Below are 17,142 nucleotides of genomic sequence, written 5' to 3'. Positions count from 1 at the left end.
TTTGAGATAATATTTAAAGTTTTAAATCGAATACGATGTATAAATTCATAACCTATTCGCTCATAGCGAGCATATGTCTTGCCTCTTGTGCGACAAAACAACAGCTAAATTCTAAGGTCGAGCAGGCCAGTACTTTTAATAAGGCTGCCGTAGTCACAGCGCATCCTTTGGCTTCAGAAGTCGGCGTAAAGATTTTAAAACAAGGTGGGAATGCAATAGATGCTGCAGTTGCCGTGCAATTTGCTCTTGCAGTTGTTTATCCAAATGCAGGAAATATTGGTGGTGGTGGCTTTATGCTCTACCGCGATCATCGGGGTAATTTAGATGCCCTAGATTTTCGTGAGAAAGCTCCTCAAAAAGCATCCCGGGATATGTATCTCGATGCCCAAGGTAATGTTATCCCTGAGTTGAGCCTTTATAGTCAATTGGCCTCAGGCATCCCTGGGTCTGTTGCCGGTATGTGGGAAGCACACAGAAAGTATGGCAAGTTGCAATGGAAAGATCTCGTACTCCCAGCAATACAGCTAGCCAGAACAGGTTTTAAAATCAGTCAACGACAAGCCAATGAGTTTGAAAGCCATAAAGATCGTTTTGTCAAGCTGAATCCCTCTGGTGCTGCAATTATCAAAACCACAGCTTGGAAAACAGGTGACCTATTTATCCAGGAGGAGCTAGCGAAAACGCTGGAAAGAATCGCAATAGAAGGGCGAGACGGCTTCTATAAAGGTAAAACGGCCGACTTAATTGTTGCCGAAATGGGCAAGGGGAAAGGCATTATTAACCATCAAGATCTACTGGATTATCAGGCACTTTGGCGTATCCCAATTTCCACAAATTATAGGGGCCACAAAGTTATTTCCATGCCGCCGCCTTCGAGTGGGGGAACATCTCTTTTGGCCCTGCTCAAATCAGTCGAACAGTTTCCACTTCAACGCTGGGGCTTTCAAACCGATTCAACCATTCGTGTCATGGTCGAAGCTGAACGTTATGTATATGCCAATCGGGCCAAATATTTAGGAGATCCTGATTTTATTAGGGTACCCGTCCAACAGCTTATTGACTCCAGCTCAAATGCACATAAACTCAATTCATTCAATTTCCGTAAAGCGACATTAAGCAAAGATGTCAATGCAGATGTCATTCCTGGCTATGAAAGTGAACAAACGACACATTTCAATATCGTAGACGAGCAAGGGAATGCAGTATCCATTACAACAACACTCAATGATTCTTATGGCTCGGGAGTATTTGTGGCCAGCGCAGGTTTTCTCCTAAACAATGAAATGGATGATTTCTCTGTGAAAACCGGTGTCCCAAACATGTATGGGCTTACAGGAGAAAAAGCGAACGAGATTCAGCCCGGCAAAAGAATGCTCAGCTCAATGACACCAACTATTGTAGAAAAAGATGGCAAACTATTCATGGTTGTGGGAACCCCGGGGGGATCAACCATCATTACCTCTGTTTTTCAGACTATCCTCAACGTTATTGACTTCCGACAAAATGCACAATCGGCTGTGAGCCTGCCAAGATTTCATCATCAATGGCTTCCTGATCGCATTGATGTCGAAAATAACGCTATCAATGCCAATTTACGTGGCCAATTAACAAAAGATGGCTATACGATAAATCCGAGAGGGGCAATCGGCCGTGTGGAGAATATACTTGTCTTACCAAATGGTAAATTACAGACAGGAGCCGATCCACGTGGAGACGATACAGCGAAAGGCTATTAGATTAAAAATGATTAAACTATTTGATGCAATCCCTATCTTACAAGAAATAACATATTATGATTCAAAGGAACTACAACAGGATTTTCAGAGCAACATTAGCGACCATATTTACGTTAATTTTATTTTCAAACTGCAAAATACTTCAAGGGCCTGATCTTACAAAGATACAAGTTGGTATGACCAAAGCACAAGTTATTCAAAAACTTGGAAAACCAGATGCTATTGTGGCTGCTAAGAAGTATCAGGAAGGCATCTTAGAAATATACGAATATAATACTCCTCAACTTGAAAATCCAGTAGATTCAGCCTCAGGATTGCGTCAATATTGGTTACATTTTTTTAATGACGAGCTGCAGGAATGGGGTACTAAACGTAATTATTCACCTCGAGAATACGATCATTATTACGAGAAATATAGAAGGCGTCATTAAGTACAAGGCATAAAAAAACCTGTTATCTAAGATAACAGGTTTTTTTTATAAGGATGAATCTTACATCATTCCACCCATACCGCCACCCATTGGAGGAGCACCAGCACCTACAGGGTTTTCTTCAGCTTCGTCAGCTAATACACACTCCGTAGTCAATAACATTGAAGCAACTGAAGCTGCATTTTCCAATGCTACACGAGATACTTTAGTTGGATCAATTACACCAGCAGCGATTAAGTTTTCGTAACGGTCTGTACGCGCGTTGTAACCGAAATCTGCAGTTCCTTCTTTCACTTTTTGAACGATCACAGCGCCTTCGATACCTGCATTATTACAAATTTGACGCAAAGGCTCTTCAATAGCACGTTTGATGATATCAATACCGATTTGCTCATCTTCGTTTTCACCTTTAAGGTTTAACAAAGCCTCTGTAGCGCGAATGAAAGCAACACCACCACCAGCGATAATACCCTCTTCAACAGCAGCACGAGTTGCATGCAAAGCATCATCAACACGGTCTTTTTTCTCTTTCATTTCAACTTCAGTAGTCGCACCTACATACAATACAGCAACACCACCTGACAATTTAGCCAGACGCTCTTGTAATTTCTCACGATCGTAATCAGAAGTTGTTGTTTCAATCTGTGAACGGATTTGAGAAACACGCGCTTTGATGTCTTCTACATTACCTGCACCGTTGATGATTGTTGTATTATCTTTGTCAACTTGAACTTTCTCAGCTTGACCTAAATAAGATAATTCAGCATTTTCCAATTTGAAACCTCTTTCTTCTGAAATCACAGTACCACCTGTCAAGATAGCGATATCTTCCAACATAGCTTTACGACGGTCACCGAAACCTGGAGCTTTAACAGCTGCAACTTTCAACGAACCACGGATTTTATTAACAACTAATGTTGCCAATGCCTCACCATCTAAGTCCTCAGCAATGATCAATAATGGCTTGCCAGTTTGAACTTGTTTCTCCAAAATAGGCAACAATTCTTTCATGTTGCTGATTTTCTTGTCGTAGATCAAGATGTATGGGTTATCTAATTCTGCTTCCATTTTGTCAGAGTTTGTAACAAAATATGGAGACAAATAACCACGGTCAAATTGCATACCTTCTACAGTTTTTACTTCTGTTTCAGTACCTTTTGCTTCCTCAACAGTGATAACACCATCGTTACCTACTTTTTCCATAGCTTGAGCAATCAAAGCACCAATTACTTCGTCGTTGTTCGCTGAAATAGTAGCAACTTGTTTGATTTTGTTATTGTCTTGACCAACTTCTTGAGACTGAGATTTCAAGTTTGCAACAACAGTTACAACAGCTTTATCAATACCACGTTTTAAATCCATTGGATTAGCCCCTGCAGCCACAGATTTGATACCTGGAGCAACAATTGCCTGTGCTAATACAGTAGCAGTCGTAGTACCATCACCAGCTTGATCAGCTGTTTTGGAAGCTACTTCTTTTACCATTTGTGCACCCATATTTTCTAAAGCGTCTTTCAATTCGATTTCTTTCGCTACCGAAACACCATCTTTAGTAATTACTGGAGCACCAAATTTCTTCTCAATAATTACGTTACGTCCTTTAGGACCCAATGTTACTTTAACTGCATTAGCTAAAGTATCTACACCTTTTTTAAGGGCCTCGCGAGCCTCAACGTTATATTTTACTTGTTTTGCCATTTTTATATGAGTATTTAGTATTTCTAAGAAGCATAATTAGGCATTGAAATAGAACCGTAAACCAATTTTATCTTTTAATACCTCTAATTTTAAAGCTTCACTAAAATAACCTATTGAATTCTTATTTGAGCCAGCAAGCTCTTTTTTAAATAACCTGTTCGTATTAATTAGATAACAGCGTAAATATCAGACTCACGCATAATTAAGTACTCTTTTCCTTCATAAGTGATTTCAGTACCTGCGTATTTTCCATACAATACTTTATCACCAACTTTAACAGTTAACGGCTCGTCAACTTTACCTGTACCTACAGCAACTACTGTACCTTGAGATGGTTTTTCTTTCGCTGTATCGGGAATATATAACCCTGAAGCTGTTTTTTCTTCTGCAGGAGCAGCTTCTACTACTACTCTATCTCCGATAGGTTTGATACTTAATGCCATAATTAATTTACTTTTTATCTGTTATTGAATTTATTTTAATGTTATAATCGTTATAAACACATCATCTTTTATGCCAATTGTAAATAAGACAGCTTATAAGACAATTTTTCACAGAAAAGTTAATATCGCCATCGACAAAAATTCATTTTGCTGTCACACTGTCATTCCCGGTCTGCCAGTCTTACTTCCGCCGACCGCCATCCCTATAAATTTAACGGTACATGCCTACCTTAGACAAAATACCCAACATAAAAAAGCCCCGTCTGTAAAAACAAACGGGGCTCATAATTTTTTACTGACAACTATTTCTTAGCTTCTTCTGCCGGTTTTGTTGTCGGTGTAGTCGCTGGGGCCTTTTCTTGCGATTGAACCGGAGCAGCTTGCTCTTGTCCCGCCGGAGCACCAGCAGGTTGTTGTCCTGTACCCAAGTTCAATGGACCTTGTTGTTTAGGTGCTTCGATTTGACCTCCCAATCCACCTTTAGATGTACTTGGAGACGTACCAATAACATTTACACCTAAGCTAAATACCATAATGGCAATAACCATGATCCAGGTACCTTTTTCCAAAAAGTCACCCGTACGTTTTACTCCCATAAGATTCGTTCCACCGGAAAAACCAGATGACAAACCTCCTCCTTTTGGATTTTGGATTAAAACCAAAAACGCTAAAATAATACTAGCTAATATGATTAGACCGATTAATAATCCTTGCATCTCTTTATGTTATTAATTTAATTTCTTTTCTAATTCTGTTATGCGTGCCGCAAAGTAAGCATTTTTTTCTGGATATTTCAAAACTAATTTTTTGTAAACCTCTATTGCTTTTGGATATAAGCCTTGCTCTATATAGATCTTTGCAAGTGTTTCGGTAACAAGAGAATGTTGATCTTCTGAACTTTTCCTAGCTTTATTCTCCAAGTCTAATTTTTCCGCTTGCAAAGGCTGAATCATAGGTTCCTCACGAATAAACTTCTCGATCACCTCGTCAGTTTTACGCGGTATTTGAAAAGAGATTGTCGTTTTAACCTCATCACTCAACTTTGCTTCAGGCGATTGTAAATGAAAGATATTCTCCCGGATCTGTTGATCGAGTAGCTGAGTATCCAGTTTCTCATGAATTTTAGCAATATCGTCATTGGAGGGTGTCATTGGGCCTAATGGAGATTTAACATAAGGCTGATAGGTATCAGCATATTCTAATCTCGTCTTATGCAACCACCATAAGAAACTGTATGGCATGGTATCATCATCATAGACCGAAACACGTTCTTGACCATCATCCATTATATCGGCAACAGATTCCGCTAGAATAGGTGCTACTAGTGGAGGCTCCTCTGAATCGGCAATAATTTCTTGCTGCTGATCGTTTGACCGAAAATAATCTTTTGCAACCCCGGCTTGAATCAAACGATCCAATTCATCAACCTCTACCTTGGATAAAACTGGTTCAGCCACCATTTCGCTCACAGCTTCAATTTCGACAATCGCATCATCGTCGCGAAGTGCTCCATCCACCGGGAAATCATCTGAAGGCATTATTGCATCAGGTTCTGCCGCTGATTTACAATGCATATATTCATACAACCAACTCGGAGAAGATGCATAGAGCAAAGTAGACGATAAATTCTGAACTGAACTATGCTTGCCAAAAACTTTACGTTCATAAACGAATCGCAGGCTTTGGGCATAAGGGTATTTTTCAATCAATGCTAAAACAACATCTTCCGCCACAGTGTCCGGATGATTGATTGCTTGAAAAAAAAGCTCGTTATTGGATAATGATATATTAAGATTCATCTTGGAAATAGAATTACCAATTAGCAAACGCTTTATTGTATATATCCTCAGTTAACATTTGAATAATTTCTTTACCCAAGGTCTCTTCTTGTGCACTCTGAAGATTTCCTGCAAACTCTTTAAATCGCGTAAAAGGCTGTTCAAAATCATCCTTCGGATTAATTTTATTATGATAGGTAACCTTGATTGTAATAGTCAATCTATTCATAGCTGCACGATCTGTCCCGGCTTCAACAGCTGCCGGACTTATCGAATACTCTGTAATAAATCCCTCAAAGGTAGCATCACCATCTTGATTCACCTGACTCAATCGAGATTGGTTACGGATACGCTCTTTCAGTGCCTCCGTAAAATTCTGACTTAAGGTCGGATAAACCAAAGGAGCTATATTTTCGAAATATTGAATATTGACTGTTTTCATTCCCTCAGGAATGGATCCACCAGTAAATCCATATTTTACCCCACAACTATTCATTACAAACAAAAAGATTGTGGTGAGAAAAGCATATAAAATTTTTCTTGACAACATCTGTAAACCTTAATCTAAATTTAAGTCTTTAATTTTTCTGTACAACGTTCTTTCAGAAATTCCCAACTCCTGCGCAGCAGCTTTACGTTTACCACGGTGCTTTTTCAGTGCTTTCTTGATCAGATCAGACTCTTTATCAACAAGCGATAAAGATTCCTCAACTTCTTGAGCATCCTGCAGATATTCATCTTGTGCAACAGGACTTTTTAATACATTTGTCGTATTTGCCGGAGAATGTATAGTTAGTGTTGGGGTCGTATTATAATTTTCTGGATCTGCTTTCAATTGTGGTTCAATCTCCTGATACAATTGATTAATGTAGGGAGAATTTTGATCAAATGTACTAGAATCGACACCTTTCTGAATTAATTCAACCACCAGTTTTTTCAGATCAACCATATCCTTCTTCATATCAAATAAGACCTTATACAGCAAATCTCTTTCTGAGAAATCCTCTTTTCCACCATTATTTGAAGGAACTACCGCCGGCAAACTCGTTCGGGATTCATTGGGCAGATAATTTTGAAGTATATATGCATCAACAATGCGCTCTTTCTCCAAAACAGCGATTTGTTCCGCAACATTTTTCAGTTGACGCACGTTTCCGGGCCAGCTATAGTTGCGTAGCATATTCTGTGCATCTTCCGTCAATTGAACCCCAGGTGTACGGTATTTCTCAGAAAAGTCCACAATAAACTTGCGAAATAATAAGTTGATATCTTCAGGTCTTTCACGTAAAGACGGTACACGCAACGGCACAGTATTTAAGCGATAATAAAGATCTTCACGAAATTTACCTTTTTGTACGGCTTCAAACACATTCACATTTGTCGCAGCAACCACACGCACATTTGTCTTCTGTACCTTGGATGACCCTACCCGTATATACTCCCCTGACTCCAATACACGTAATAATCTTGCTTGTGTACCCAAAGGCAACTCACCTACTTCATCCAGAAAGATTGTTCCACCATCAACGACTTCAAAATATCCCTTTCTGGCTTCGTGGGCACCCGTAAAAGAGCCTTTTTCGTGACCAAACAACTCGGAGTCAATGGTCCCCTCTGGTATAGCTCCACAATTGACCGCAATAAAAGGGCCATGCTTACGGGAGCTCAATTGATGGATAATATGCGAAAAAACTTCTTTACCACTCCCACTTTCACCCTGTATTAATACGGAGATATCAGTTGGAGCCACCTGTCGTGCAATATCAATAGCACGGTTCAACAAAGGCGAATTACCGATAATTCCAAATCTATTCTTTATATCTTGGTTATCCATAAATTTCCAGTTGGAAATAAAACAATCTAAGTTTTCTTAATCAACAATCTTTCCCAATAATGTCGCAGAAGTACATGACTCGATAAGTACATTCACATAGTCACCTTGTTTAAATCGAGGATCGATTGGAAATACCACCAATGCATTTTGATCATTACGACCACAAAAATCGAACTCAGACCTTTTTGAAAATCCCTCAACAAGCACTTTACAAACTTTGCCAACAAAATGTTGATAACGATATAAGCTATGATCGCGCTGTTTATTGATAACTTCTGTTAAACGACGTTTTTTTACATCCTCTGGAATATCATCTGCGTATCTTTTTGCAGCCAAAGTACCTGGCCTTTCCGAGTAAGCAAACATATAGGCGAAATCGTATTTGACATAATCCATCATAGATAATGTTTCTTGATGTTCCTCTTCTGTTTCAGTACAGAAACCTGTAATAACATCTGTAGAAATAGCACATTCAGGAATAATACGACGGATGGCATCCACACGTTCCATATACCATTCACGGTCATAGGTACGATTCATCAATTCCAATACACGGGAATTTCCAGATTGAACTGGCAAGTGAATATAATTACAGATGTTTTCATGCGAAGCTATTGCATATAAAACTTCATCTGTAATATCTTTTGGATGGGAAGTAGAGAAGCGAATACGTAAAAGCGGGCTGATTTCAGCAACCATCGTAAGCAAGCTAGCAAATGTTATAGTTTCACCCGGTTCCTCCCCTTCAGCTACTGGAGCAGTATATTTGTAGGAATCCACATTTTGTCCCAACAACGTAACCTCCTTATAGCCTGCATTAAAGAGATCTTGGGCCTCCTTCACGATAGATTGCGGATCACGGCTACGTTCACGTCCACGTGTAAAAGGAACAACACAGAAAGAACACATGTTGTCGCAGCCACGCATAATCGAAATAAAAGCTGTTACACCATTTGAATTCAAACGAACAGGATTAATATCGGCATACGTTTCCTCTCTAGATAACAAGACGTTTACAGCTTTAGCTCCATCGTCAACCTTATCGATCAAATTTGGCAGATCGCGATAAGCATCTGGCCCTACAACGACATCAACCAACTTTTCTTCCTCTAAGAATTTCGATTTCAAACGCTCCGCCATACAACCCAGCACACCAACGATCATTCCAGGATTTTTTGCTTTAGCAGCTTCAAATTCCTTTAGACGATTGCGCACACGCTGTTCTGCATTTTCGCGGATTGAACAGGTATTAATAAAAACCACATCAGCTTCCTGATAATTCTTGGTTGTTTCAAATCCCTTATCCAACAAAATAGAAGCAACAATCTCACTATCCGAAAAATTCATCTGGCAACCGTAACTTTCAATATACAGTTTGCGTCCATTACTTAACGTCGGATCCTGTTCTAATAATAATGCCTCACCCTGACGAGATTCGTCGTGTTCCTTAGTGGTATGTGTTAAATCTAGCATAGCTCGATATTCAATAGAATATAATTTTTATTATTTTCGATGGCGTAACCAATGCAATGACCGATCTTTTGCTGATCTGATTTTATGCCCTTAGTTATTTCAAAGACTACAAAGTTAGAAATTTAAATCCATATAATGACAGTTTGTCAGACAGAAATATGGTTTATCCTTTGTCAAATTTTAGGAGCAAATCGACCATATAAAAATTCTGACACGCTGTATTTCACAAAAAAAGCGTTGATTAAATCAACGCTTTCTTATGATTCAAGATCAATAAATTTATTTCAGGAGAATATTCCTGAAAATGCTTACTGACCTGCTTGTTGTTTCGCTTCTTTCTTCATTTGATCACCTGCAACAATAACGATTTCAACACGACGGTTTTGAGCACGTCCTGCTTCCGTATCGTTACTTGCAATTGGCTCAGAGAAGTTTCTACCTTCAGTTCTAATACGCGAAGACGCTAAGCCTTTAGATACCGCAAATGCACGTACAGAATTTGCGCGGTCCAAAGATACTTTTTCATTTGCTGCCAACGTACCTACATTATCTGTATGTCCGATAACCAGGATTTCAGTACCTTGTTCCTTGTTCAAGGTTGTTACCAAATTTGCAATATTATCCTTAGCGGATGCTTTTAAGTCGGATTTATTGAAATCGAACAAAATACCTGAATCAAACTTAACCACGATACCTTCCGCAGATTGCGTAACTTCAGCTCCTTCAACAGTTTTAGAAATCTCAGCAGCTTGCTTATCCATTTTTTTACCAATCAATACACCCGCAGCTCCACCAATGGCAGCACCCGCTAATGTACCGATAGCCGTATTACCAGCTTTGCCACCGATCAATGCGCCTAAAGCACCTCCGGCAACACCACCGATTACTCCACCTTTAGTCGTATTATTTGTATTTTGGATGGTAGAACAACTTCCAAATAACATAGCTGAGGTTGCAACTGTCAAACCTAATACAGCCAATTTTCTATTCATTTTCATATGTATGCTATCTAAGACTTTTAATATTCAAATTAAATACCGTTCTACTAAAATCAAACAAAGTGCCAAAAGATATTTTTATAAACTTTTTTGTTACAAAACACTGAAAAAGGCCCTTAAAACTTCCAAAAATGACGTCGATACGCTACATAATTTTAAATCACCTTTTGCTACTGGTACAAACAGCTAACAGTAACAAAAGCAAAATGTTTTTATTTTTCTTGGGTCTTTACTTCAATATCAGGTAAAAGAGCCCCTTTAGGCCTTCCCTTTGCATTAAAGTCGTCCATAGATTGTTGTACGTAATGCATTAAATCATACTGTCCCCAATGCTCAGCCAGATCAAAAGATGGACGGTAACGTATCATAAAAGCATCTAATTCTGTACTATCCAGCTTCGTCAGATTTTTAACAACTTCACGAGAGAAAATACGATCAACTTGTAATTCATCCTTCTCTTTGTCCATAAATCGCCCAAAGCGTTTTGCATTCTTGGCTTCCCTTCCAAAAAGATTATAAAGGGCGGTTGCTGGACTACCCAGATAGGTTCCGAACTTATTTTTACCCCCATTATAAACACCCTTTTTACCGTAATTATTCATGGCATCATTTAATTCGGCTTCCTTCGTTTTTCGCTCAACGATGACGGTCTCCAATCGTATCCCTTCTTGCAATTCCACATAAAACTCATTCAGGTTGGTCAGCACGGTTTTAACAGGTGAATACCCGACTTTGGTAAAAGACAGGGAATCTCCTACCGATGCATCAATCGTAAAAACACCAAAAGAGTTGCTCAACGTTGATCTGTGCGTGCGCATATTAAGCACCACAGCATCTCCAATGCGATTACCGTTCCCCTTTTGCAATACCATTCCCGAAACCTTCTGCTGTTGTTGCGCAGTAGCTCCGAAATAGGTGAATAACAGCAAAAAAAGCCCTAATATATGTATCTGTATTATTTTCATCCTATTATCTCTCTTCAATTACCCCAATTGGTTTCAGTGCGATTGTAATTATCAACAATTTCATTGGGTCAAACATTCAATTCCGTAAGGAACAGCTTATAATTTATTTCAATCTTATTAATTCCCAGCTACACCTAACCTACTTTGCTAAAAGTAGTAATAGTTTGACACTTGTATTGTTAAAAAAGTTTAAATATTCTTTGCTTATCATTTGTATGGATAAAAAACAAAATTAGCCCCTTCAGCAACTACAACAAACAAGCACATATAGTCTTTCGCAGGCTTATAGTTCTGAATAAAAGACGCTTTACGATCTTCTTGAATAATATCCATTTCTACAAACTCTTCCAATGTAGAGGCATTTATGCTCCATTTCGTCTCCAATTCCTTGCGATCTAATATCACTTCGCCAACGGAAACTTCATGCTGATGTGCGACAAAAATTGGGTAGTCAGAATAACCTTCTTCAACAATCTCCAGCGCTACTTCGCGGATTGATTCACTATAAAAATCGAGATCTACCTGCAGACTCTTTAATGGACTTTGCTCTGTAGACGGCGCATTTTCTTCTCTTGCAGATCCTGCAAATAAATCTTCTACTTCCATATTGTATGCTATTACTTCTTTAACTCCAATAAAACCACATTTTCAACATGTTGGGTATGCGGAAACATATCTACTGGCTTGATCCGCTTCACCTCATATTTTTCGCCCAACAACACCAAATCGCGTGCCTGTGTAGCAGCATTACAACTGACATATACAATACGCGGTGATTCCATTTCTAACAAACGAGCTACAACATCAGCGTGCATTCCTGCACGTGGTGGATCGGTAATCACCACATCTGGTTTACCGTGTTCGACGATAAAGGAAGGGGTCAACACATCTTTCATATCTCCAGCGTAGAACTTTGTATTCGTAATATCATTGATCGACGAATTGACTTTAGCGTCCTCAATGGCAGTTGGAACATACTCTACACCAACAACTTCTCTCGCCTTCTTAGCGACAAAGTTTGCAATTGTACCCGCTCCTGTATATAAGTCATACACCAACTCATCCCCCTTTAAATCGGCAAAGTCACGTGTGATTTTATACAGCTCATACGCTTGCGCAGAGTTTGTTTGATAGAACGACTTAGGCCCTACTTTGTAACGCAAACCCTCCATCTCCTCATAGATAAAATCACGACCGGCATACACATGAATATCCTGGTCGAAGATTGTATCATTGCGTTTCTGGTTTACGATATATAACAGAGAAGCGACTTGCGGAAACTTTTCTTTAACAAATTCCATCAACAACTCAACCTGTCCTTCTTCCGGATATGCAAACACAACGATCACCATCATCTCCCCGGTTGAAGAAATACGGATAATCAAATTGCGCAATACACCTGCGTGCTCACGCAGATCGTAGAACGTCATACCTTGACTAAGAGCAAAATCACGAATGCTGTTGCGAACTTCATTTGAAGGATCTTCTTGCAAAAAACAATGATCGATATCTAAAATCTTATCAAAACGTCCAGGCACGTGAAAACCCAGTGCGTTCATTTCTAATTGGGACGAATCTTCATCAACAGAAGTCAACCATTTTTTGTTTGAAAAAGTATATTCTAATTTATTTCTGTAATATTCTGTTTGCACAGAGCCTAAAATACTTTCCATCGCTGAAGTATCTACTTTCCCAATACGCGACAGCGCATTATCGACAGATTGTTGCTTAAATTTTAACTGAGCATCATAGGTCATATGCTGCCACTTACATCCACCACACACTCCAAAATGTGCACAAAACGGATCTACGCGATAAGATGAAGCCTCTTTTAAACTGGTTACCCGAGCTTCCGCAAAATTCTTTTTCTTGCGCATAAGCTCCACGTCAACAACATCACCAGGAACAGCTTTTTCTACAAACAAAACCAAATCTTCGGTTTTTCCAACACCTCTACCCTCTTCGGCAATATCAATGATGGCAATATCTTTCAAGAACTTTTTATCTTGCGGAATTCTTCTACTCATAGGGTGCAAAAATACAAATTTATACCGATTTTCCATCTGCATAAATTATTTATAGGCATTGATTATCACTGGTATAAACGGGTTCTTAACAGGCTCGTAATTTCGTAAAGGAAACAATGAGACAAAGGAATATGAGCAAAAGCAACTCCCCTACAAGAGAATCATAAGAAAAGAGAGCTATACTCAAAAGATGGCGCCGCGATTTGGGCAGAGATGAAAGGCTTAGGATAATTTTACTGAACTGTTGCCTGAACAAGATAAGGAAGGATCTCTTTCTGAAACGAAATAAAGTTTTTTCGTACATCGGCATCTGAGACGGCCGTAAAAGCAAAAGAAAACACAATGCTTTTACTGGACTTGATCAAAAAGGTCAGCTTTTCTTCGCTAATCGCTTCATTTATTTTTTCATTCTGAATGAATGTGCTTAGGAGCAAAAACTCCAAATCTTCAGAAAGCGTTTTTAAATATTCTTGTGCGTTCGCAGATTCCCGAATAAACTCCCAACCGATCAATTCATTGCAAGCCGTATAGGTTAGTCGGCTTACCCGCAAAATTGTTGAAGCCAAAAATGAAGCCATATCATCTTCATATTTGGTTGTTTTCAAAATATCCTGCAGACTCGCACGAAGATAATCCATGAGAATGGCATGCAAGATCATCTCTTTACTATCAAAATACTTGTACACCGTCGCCTTCGCAATCTTAGCTTTTTTTGCCAATGTGTTTACACTGGTTTTATGGTAGCCATTTTGACGAAAGAGCTCACGTGCTGTTCTTTTTATGGATTCAATAATATAATCTGGTTCCATATACGTTAGATCGTACGAATGTTGAAAGTCATCTACAAAGCTTAAAGACCAAAAAGCATCACATTATTCTCTTGCCTAGTTATCGTAGAGAATAATGTGATGCCACAATCTTTACAATGATTAATTTATATTAATTCAGTCTCAAATTGAGACAAGAAACGTGTGTCATTTTCTGAGAAAAGACGTAGGTCTTTAATCACATATTTAAGGTTTGTGATACGTTCTATTCCCATACCAAAAGCAAAACCCGAATATTTTTTACTATCGATACCACAGTTATCAAGCACGTTAGGATCGACCATACCGCAGCCTAAAATTTCTACCCAGCCAGAGTACTTACACAAGTTACACCCTGCCCCTTTACAGATTGTACAGGAGATATCCATTTCTGCCGAAGGTTCAGTGAAAGGAAAATAGGATGGACGGAAACGTACTTTGGTACCTTCGCCATACATCTCTTGAACAAAATGATATAAAGTTTGTTTCAAATCCGCAAAAGAAACATTTTCATCTACATATAACCCTTCTACTTGATGAAAGAAACAGTGTGCACGTGCTGATATAGCTTCATTTCTATAAACACGTCCAGGCATTATCGCACGAAACGGCGGTTTACCGGCTTCCATTAAACGCACCTGAACCGAAGAGGTATGCGTTCTCAATGTAATGTCATTACCTTCTTGTTTTTTGATAAAGAAAGTATCTTGCATATCACGCGCAGGATGTTCCGGCGGAAAATTCAACGCAGAAAAATTATGCCAGTCATCTTCAATTTCCGGCCCTTCTGACACAATAAAACCCAATTTCTTGAAAATTTCAACAATTTCTTTACGAACTAAAGAGATTGGATGTCTAGACCCCAGCTGAAAACCTTGACCAGGCAATGTTAAATCACTCGTTAATTCCTGGGATTTTTGCTTCTCACCAGACCCGAACTTTTCTTGTGCTTCTTTGAATGTATTTTCTGCTAACTGCTTAAATTCATTCAACACTTTTCCCAAAGTACGTTTCTCTTCAGGCGTAACTGTTTTGAATTCATCAAAAAGATTTTTCACAATCCCTTTGGAAACCAAAAACTTCAATCTGAAATTTTCTACATCGGCTGAAGAAGTTGGCACAAATGCCCTAATCTCTTCAGTATACTGCGTAATTCTATCTTGCAACATAATTAGAGCAAACATAGCCAAAATTTCCGCTAAAAAGAAATTTTGAACTTCGACTGAGCATCATAAAAAAACACGCAACAGAAACAGCATACTCGCTTGGGAGAAAGCTATCAGATTTCAACCCCCAAAATACGAATAAAACAAAAGAGCAGGCATAGTTGCCTGCTCTTTTGTTTTTCGATGATTTTACTATATTTACTATACATGTAAAGTTTTTACATAATCTCAAATTCTTCCGCTTAAAATGGTAATGGATTATCCTCCTGATCATTCTCCGTAAAATCGACCTCCACTTCCTTATCTTCGACTTTTTGCGCCTGCGTGTTTGCTGTATTACCAGCACTTACACCAGCATTCGGCTCAAAATCCGATTTACGGCCTAAAAGCGTAAAGGTTTCGGCGACAACCTCTGTAGCATATCGTCTAATACCTTCCTTATCTTCATAAGTACGAGTCCGCAGTCGACCTTCAATATAAACTAATTTCCCCTTTGTTAGATATTTTACAGCCACGTCAGCCAGACCTCGCCACATAACAATATTGTGCCATTCGGTTTGTTCTACTCTTTTTCCGTCTTTGTTATACGTTTCTGATGTTGCCAATGGAAAACTGGCAACAGAGACATTGCCTTCTAAATAGCGAATTTCGGGATCTTTTCCAAGATGTCCCACTAAAATGACTTTGTTAACTCCTGACATAATTTAAAAGCATAAATGGTTAAAAATTTGATCTTTCCAAAAAGGTAAAGATCAACTTGTGTTTAGCTAATTTATCTAAATCTTTTAGAAATACATAATCCCAATTGGATTTTTTTTGAATTAGATCGCCTTTTAACCGCACCTCAAAAAATGTCGCATAAATATTCTGATGACTCAAGATATGTTTTGTCTGCTGCTGTAAAACATGCAGTTCTGCATCGGGACCGAAACAGGAAATAAACCACTCATCGCTAAGAACATCCGGAATTGACAAGCTGTAATTAGACTCCAAAAGTGGAAACTCATATAGATTCTGCCAAACGTCACCTTCACCGCGTTTAGACATCAGTATCCGATCGTTGTCCTTCAAGATAAAATAATTAAAGTATCTATCTTTGCTTGCCTTGGCTTTAAGCTTTACAGGCAATTGATCTACCTGGCCTTTTGATAACGCATAACAGGAAGGACGAAACATACAGAATTCACATAAAGGCAGCTTGGGCTTACAATGGGTGGCACCAAAATCCATTATCGCCTGATTATACAATGCCGGGTGTTTAGGATCAAGATTTTCTTTGGCTATAGCTGTAAAAATCTTCTTTCCTTCCGTAGAATTGATAGGTGTTTCTATGCCATAGTATCGCGCCAATACACGAAACACATTTCCATCCAATACCGCCTGGGCTTCATCGTTCGCAAAAGAGGATATCGCCGCAGCAGTATACTCTCCTATTCCAGGAAGCGTTATTAATGTTTGATAATCTACCGGAAAAACACCCTGATACTGATCGCGAACTATTCGAGCGGCCTTATGCATATTCCGGCCTCTAGAATAATAACCCAGACCTTGCCAAAGATGAAGAATGTCATCTTCTTCTGCATTCGCAAATTCCACAACATTCTTAAATCGCTCGACAAAGCGTACATAATAGGGCAAGCCTTGTTCGACACGAGTCTGTTGCAGAATAATTTCAGAAAGCCATATTTTGTAGGCATCTTTTGTTTCTCGCCATGGTAGATCTCGCTTATGCTGTCGATACCATACTTGCAATTCCTCGCCAAATTTCATAACGACAAAAATGCGTA

17 protein-coding genes are annotated in these 17,142 nt (G+C 38.9%); 2 read left to right on the top strand and 15 right to left on the bottom strand.

Annotated features, from left to right (window positions below; genetic code table 11):
* Positions 1-35 precede the first annotated feature (35 nt).
* Both ggt and A9970_RS19820 read left to right on the top strand, forming a co-directional pair.
* The gene (gene ggt, locus A9970_RS19825) at positions 36-1,736 is read left to right on the top strand and encodes a gamma-glutamyltransferase (RefSeq protein WP_182983442.1); all 1,701 of its coding nucleotides are present in this window, start codon (positions 36-38) and stop codon (positions 1,734-1,736) included.
* 56 nt (positions 1,737-1,792) lie between these two features.
* Positions 1,793-2,167: a hypothetical protein gene (locus A9970_RS19820; protein ID WP_159731427.1), complete on the top strand. Its 375-nt coding sequence runs from the start codon at positions 1,793-1,795 to the stop codon at positions 2,165-2,167.
* A gap of 60 nt (positions 2,168-2,227) precedes the next feature.
* Here A9970_RS19820 and groL read toward each other — a convergent pair whose 3' ends face one another.
* The 15 genes from groL to mutY form a co-directional block, all read right to left on the bottom strand.
* On the bottom strand, positions 2,228-3,865 hold the full coding sequence (gene groL / locus A9970_RS19815; RefSeq protein WP_153844887.1) for a chaperonin GroEL: 1,638 nt from the start codon (positions 3,863-3,865) through the stop codon (positions 2,228-2,230).
* Positions 3,866-4,032: 167 nt separating this feature from the next.
* Positions 4,033-4,308: a co-chaperone GroES gene (gene groES, locus A9970_RS19810; RefSeq protein ID WP_028070710.1), complete on the bottom strand. Its 276-nt coding sequence runs from the start codon at positions 4,306-4,308 to the stop codon at positions 4,033-4,035.
* Positions 4,309-4,610: 302 nt separating this feature from the next.
* Positions 4,611-5,024, bottom strand: a complete 414-nt coding sequence (secG, locus tag A9970_RS19805) for a preprotein translocase subunit SecG (protein WP_153844886.1) — start codon at positions 5,022-5,024, stop codon at positions 4,611-4,613.
* Between the two features lie 12 nt (positions 5,025-5,036).
* Positions 5,037-6,107, bottom strand: a complete 1,071-nt coding sequence (locus A9970_RS19800) for a hypothetical protein (RefSeq protein ID WP_182983441.1) — start codon at positions 6,105-6,107, stop codon at positions 5,037-5,039.
* Between the two features lie 13 nt (positions 6,108-6,120).
* A complete protein-coding gene (locus A9970_RS19795; protein ID WP_046674805.1) occupies positions 6,121-6,636 on the bottom strand; it encodes an LptE family protein in 516 nt (171 codons plus the stop codon).
* Positions 6,637-6,645: 9 nt separating this feature from the next.
* A complete protein-coding gene (locus tag A9970_RS19790) occupies positions 6,646-7,920 on the bottom strand; it encodes a sigma-54-dependent Fis family transcriptional regulator (protein ID WP_153844884.1) in 1,275 nt (424 codons plus the stop codon).
* Between the two features lie 36 nt (positions 7,921-7,956).
* Positions 7,957-9,393, bottom strand: a complete 1,437-nt coding sequence (miaB, locus tag A9970_RS19785) for a tRNA (N6-isopentenyl adenosine(37)-C2)-methylthiotransferase MiaB (protein ID WP_182983440.1) — start codon at positions 9,391-9,393, stop codon at positions 7,957-7,959.
* A gap of 308 nt (positions 9,394-9,701) precedes the next feature.
* Complete coding sequence (locus A9970_RS19780) at positions 9,702-10,391, bottom strand: OmpA family protein (RefSeq protein WP_172462318.1); 690 nt, start codon at positions 10,389-10,391, stop codon at positions 9,702-9,704.
* Positions 10,392-10,603: 212 nt separating this feature from the next.
* The gene (locus A9970_RS19775; protein WP_182983439.1) at positions 10,604-11,356 is read right to left on the bottom strand and encodes a hypothetical protein; all 753 of its coding nucleotides are present in this window, start codon (positions 11,354-11,356) and stop codon (positions 10,604-10,606) included.
* Positions 11,357-11,563: 207 nt separating this feature from the next.
* A complete protein-coding gene (locus A9970_RS19770; RefSeq protein WP_182330336.1) occupies positions 11,564-11,962 on the bottom strand; it encodes a hypothetical protein in 399 nt (132 codons plus the stop codon).
* A gap of 11 nt (positions 11,963-11,973) precedes the next feature.
* Positions 11,974-13,383, bottom strand: a complete 1,410-nt coding sequence (rlmD, locus tag A9970_RS19765; protein WP_182983438.1) for a 23S rRNA (uracil(1939)-C(5))-methyltransferase RlmD — start codon at positions 13,381-13,383, stop codon at positions 11,974-11,976.
* Positions 13,384-13,616: 233 nt separating this feature from the next.
* Complete coding sequence (locus A9970_RS19760) at positions 13,617-14,192, bottom strand: TetR/AcrR family transcriptional regulator (protein WP_046674798.1); 576 nt, start codon at positions 14,190-14,192, stop codon at positions 13,617-13,619.
* A gap of 125 nt (positions 14,193-14,317) precedes the next feature.
* Positions 14,318-15,358, bottom strand: coding sequence for a phenylalanine--tRNA ligase subunit alpha (pheS, locus tag A9970_RS19755; protein ID WP_182983437.1), 1,041 nt, complete (start codon positions 15,356-15,358; stop codon positions 14,318-14,320).
* Positions 15,359-15,597: 239 nt separating this feature from the next.
* Positions 15,598-16,056 carry a single-stranded DNA-binding protein gene (locus tag A9970_RS19750; RefSeq protein ID WP_046674796.1) on the bottom strand — a complete coding sequence of 153 codons (459 nt, stop codon included), beginning with the start codon at positions 16,054-16,056 and terminating at the stop codon, positions 15,598-15,600.
* Between the two features lie 19 nt (positions 16,057-16,075).
* Positions 16,076-17,125 carry an A/G-specific adenine glycosylase gene (mutY, locus tag A9970_RS19745; RefSeq protein ID WP_088160020.1) on the bottom strand — a complete coding sequence of 350 codons (1,050 nt, stop codon included), beginning with the start codon at positions 17,123-17,125 and terminating at the stop codon, positions 16,076-16,078.
* Between the last annotated feature and the right edge of the window lie 17 nt (positions 17,126-17,142).

The sequence above is a fragment of the Sphingobacterium sp. UME9 genome (assembly GCF_014170215.1).
In the GTDB taxonomy this organism is placed as follows: Bacteria; Bacteroidota; Bacteroidia; order Sphingobacteriales; family Sphingobacteriaceae; genus Sphingobacterium; species Sphingobacterium paramultivorum.
This window is presented reverse-complemented; position numbering and strand designations above follow the sequence as displayed.

What these genes read in the sequence shown, in the direction of transcription:
- A9970_RS19790 (WP_153844884.1), bottom strand. Translation starts at nt 7,920, where the DNA reads ATGGATAACCAAGATATAAAGAATAGATTTGGAATTATCGGTAATTCG.
- A9970_RS19780 (WP_172462318.1), bottom strand. Translation starts at nt 10,391, where the DNA reads ATGAAAATGAATAGAAAATTGGCTGTATTAGGTTTGACAGTTGCAACC.
- A9970_RS19775 (WP_182983439.1), bottom strand. Translation starts at nt 11,356, where the DNA reads ATGAAAATAATACAGATACATATATTAGGGCTTTTTTTGCTGTTATTC.
- secG (WP_153844886.1), bottom strand. Translation starts at nt 5,024, where the DNA reads ATGCAAGGATTATTAATCGGTCTAATCATATTAGCTAGTATTATTTTA.
- groES (WP_028070710.1), bottom strand. Translation starts at nt 4,308, where the DNA reads ATGGCATTAAGTATCAAACCTATCGGAGATAGAGTAGTAGTAGAAGCT.
- ggt (WP_182983442.1), top strand. Translation starts at nt 36, where the DNA reads ATGTATAAATTCATAACCTATTCGCTCATAGCGAGCATATGTCTTGCC.
- A9970_RS19800 (WP_182983441.1), bottom strand. Translation starts at nt 6,107, where the DNA reads ATGAATCTTAATATATCATTATCCAATAACGAGCTTTTTTTTCAAGCA.
- miaB (WP_182983440.1), bottom strand. Translation starts at nt 9,393, where the DNA reads ATGCTAGATTTAACACATACCACTAAGGAACACGACGAATCTCGTCAG.
- rlmD (WP_182983438.1), bottom strand. Translation starts at nt 13,383, where the DNA reads ATGAGTAGAAGAATTCCGCAAGATAAAAAGTTCTTGAAAGATATTGCC.
- A9970_RS19795 (WP_046674805.1), bottom strand. Translation starts at nt 6,636, where the DNA reads ATGTTGTCAAGAAAAATTTTATATGCTTTTCTCACCACAATCTTTTTG.
- A9970_RS19820 (WP_159731427.1), top strand. Translation starts at nt 1,793, where the DNA reads ATGATTCAAAGGAACTACAACAGGATTTTCAGAGCAACATTAGCGACC.
- mutY (WP_088160020.1), bottom strand. Translation starts at nt 17,125, where the DNA reads ATGAAATTTGGCGAGGAATTGCAAGTATGGTATCGACAGCATAAGCGA.
- groL (WP_153844887.1), bottom strand. Translation starts at nt 3,865, where the DNA reads ATGGCAAAACAAGTAAAATATAACGTTGAGGCTCGCGAGGCCCTTAAA.
- pheS (WP_182983437.1), bottom strand. Translation starts at nt 15,358, where the DNA reads ATGTTGCAAGATAGAATTACGCAGTATACTGAAGAGATTAGGGCATTT.
- A9970_RS19750 (WP_046674796.1), bottom strand. Translation starts at nt 16,056, where the DNA reads ATGTCAGGAGTTAACAAAGTCATTTTAGTGGGACATCTTGGAAAAGAT.
- A9970_RS19770 (WP_182330336.1), bottom strand. Translation starts at nt 11,962, where the DNA reads ATGGAAGTAGAAGATTTATTTGCAGGATCTGCAAGAGAAGAAAATGCG.
- A9970_RS19760 (WP_046674798.1), bottom strand. Translation starts at nt 14,192, where the DNA reads ATGGAACCAGATTATATTATTGAATCCATAAAAAGAACAGCACGTGAG.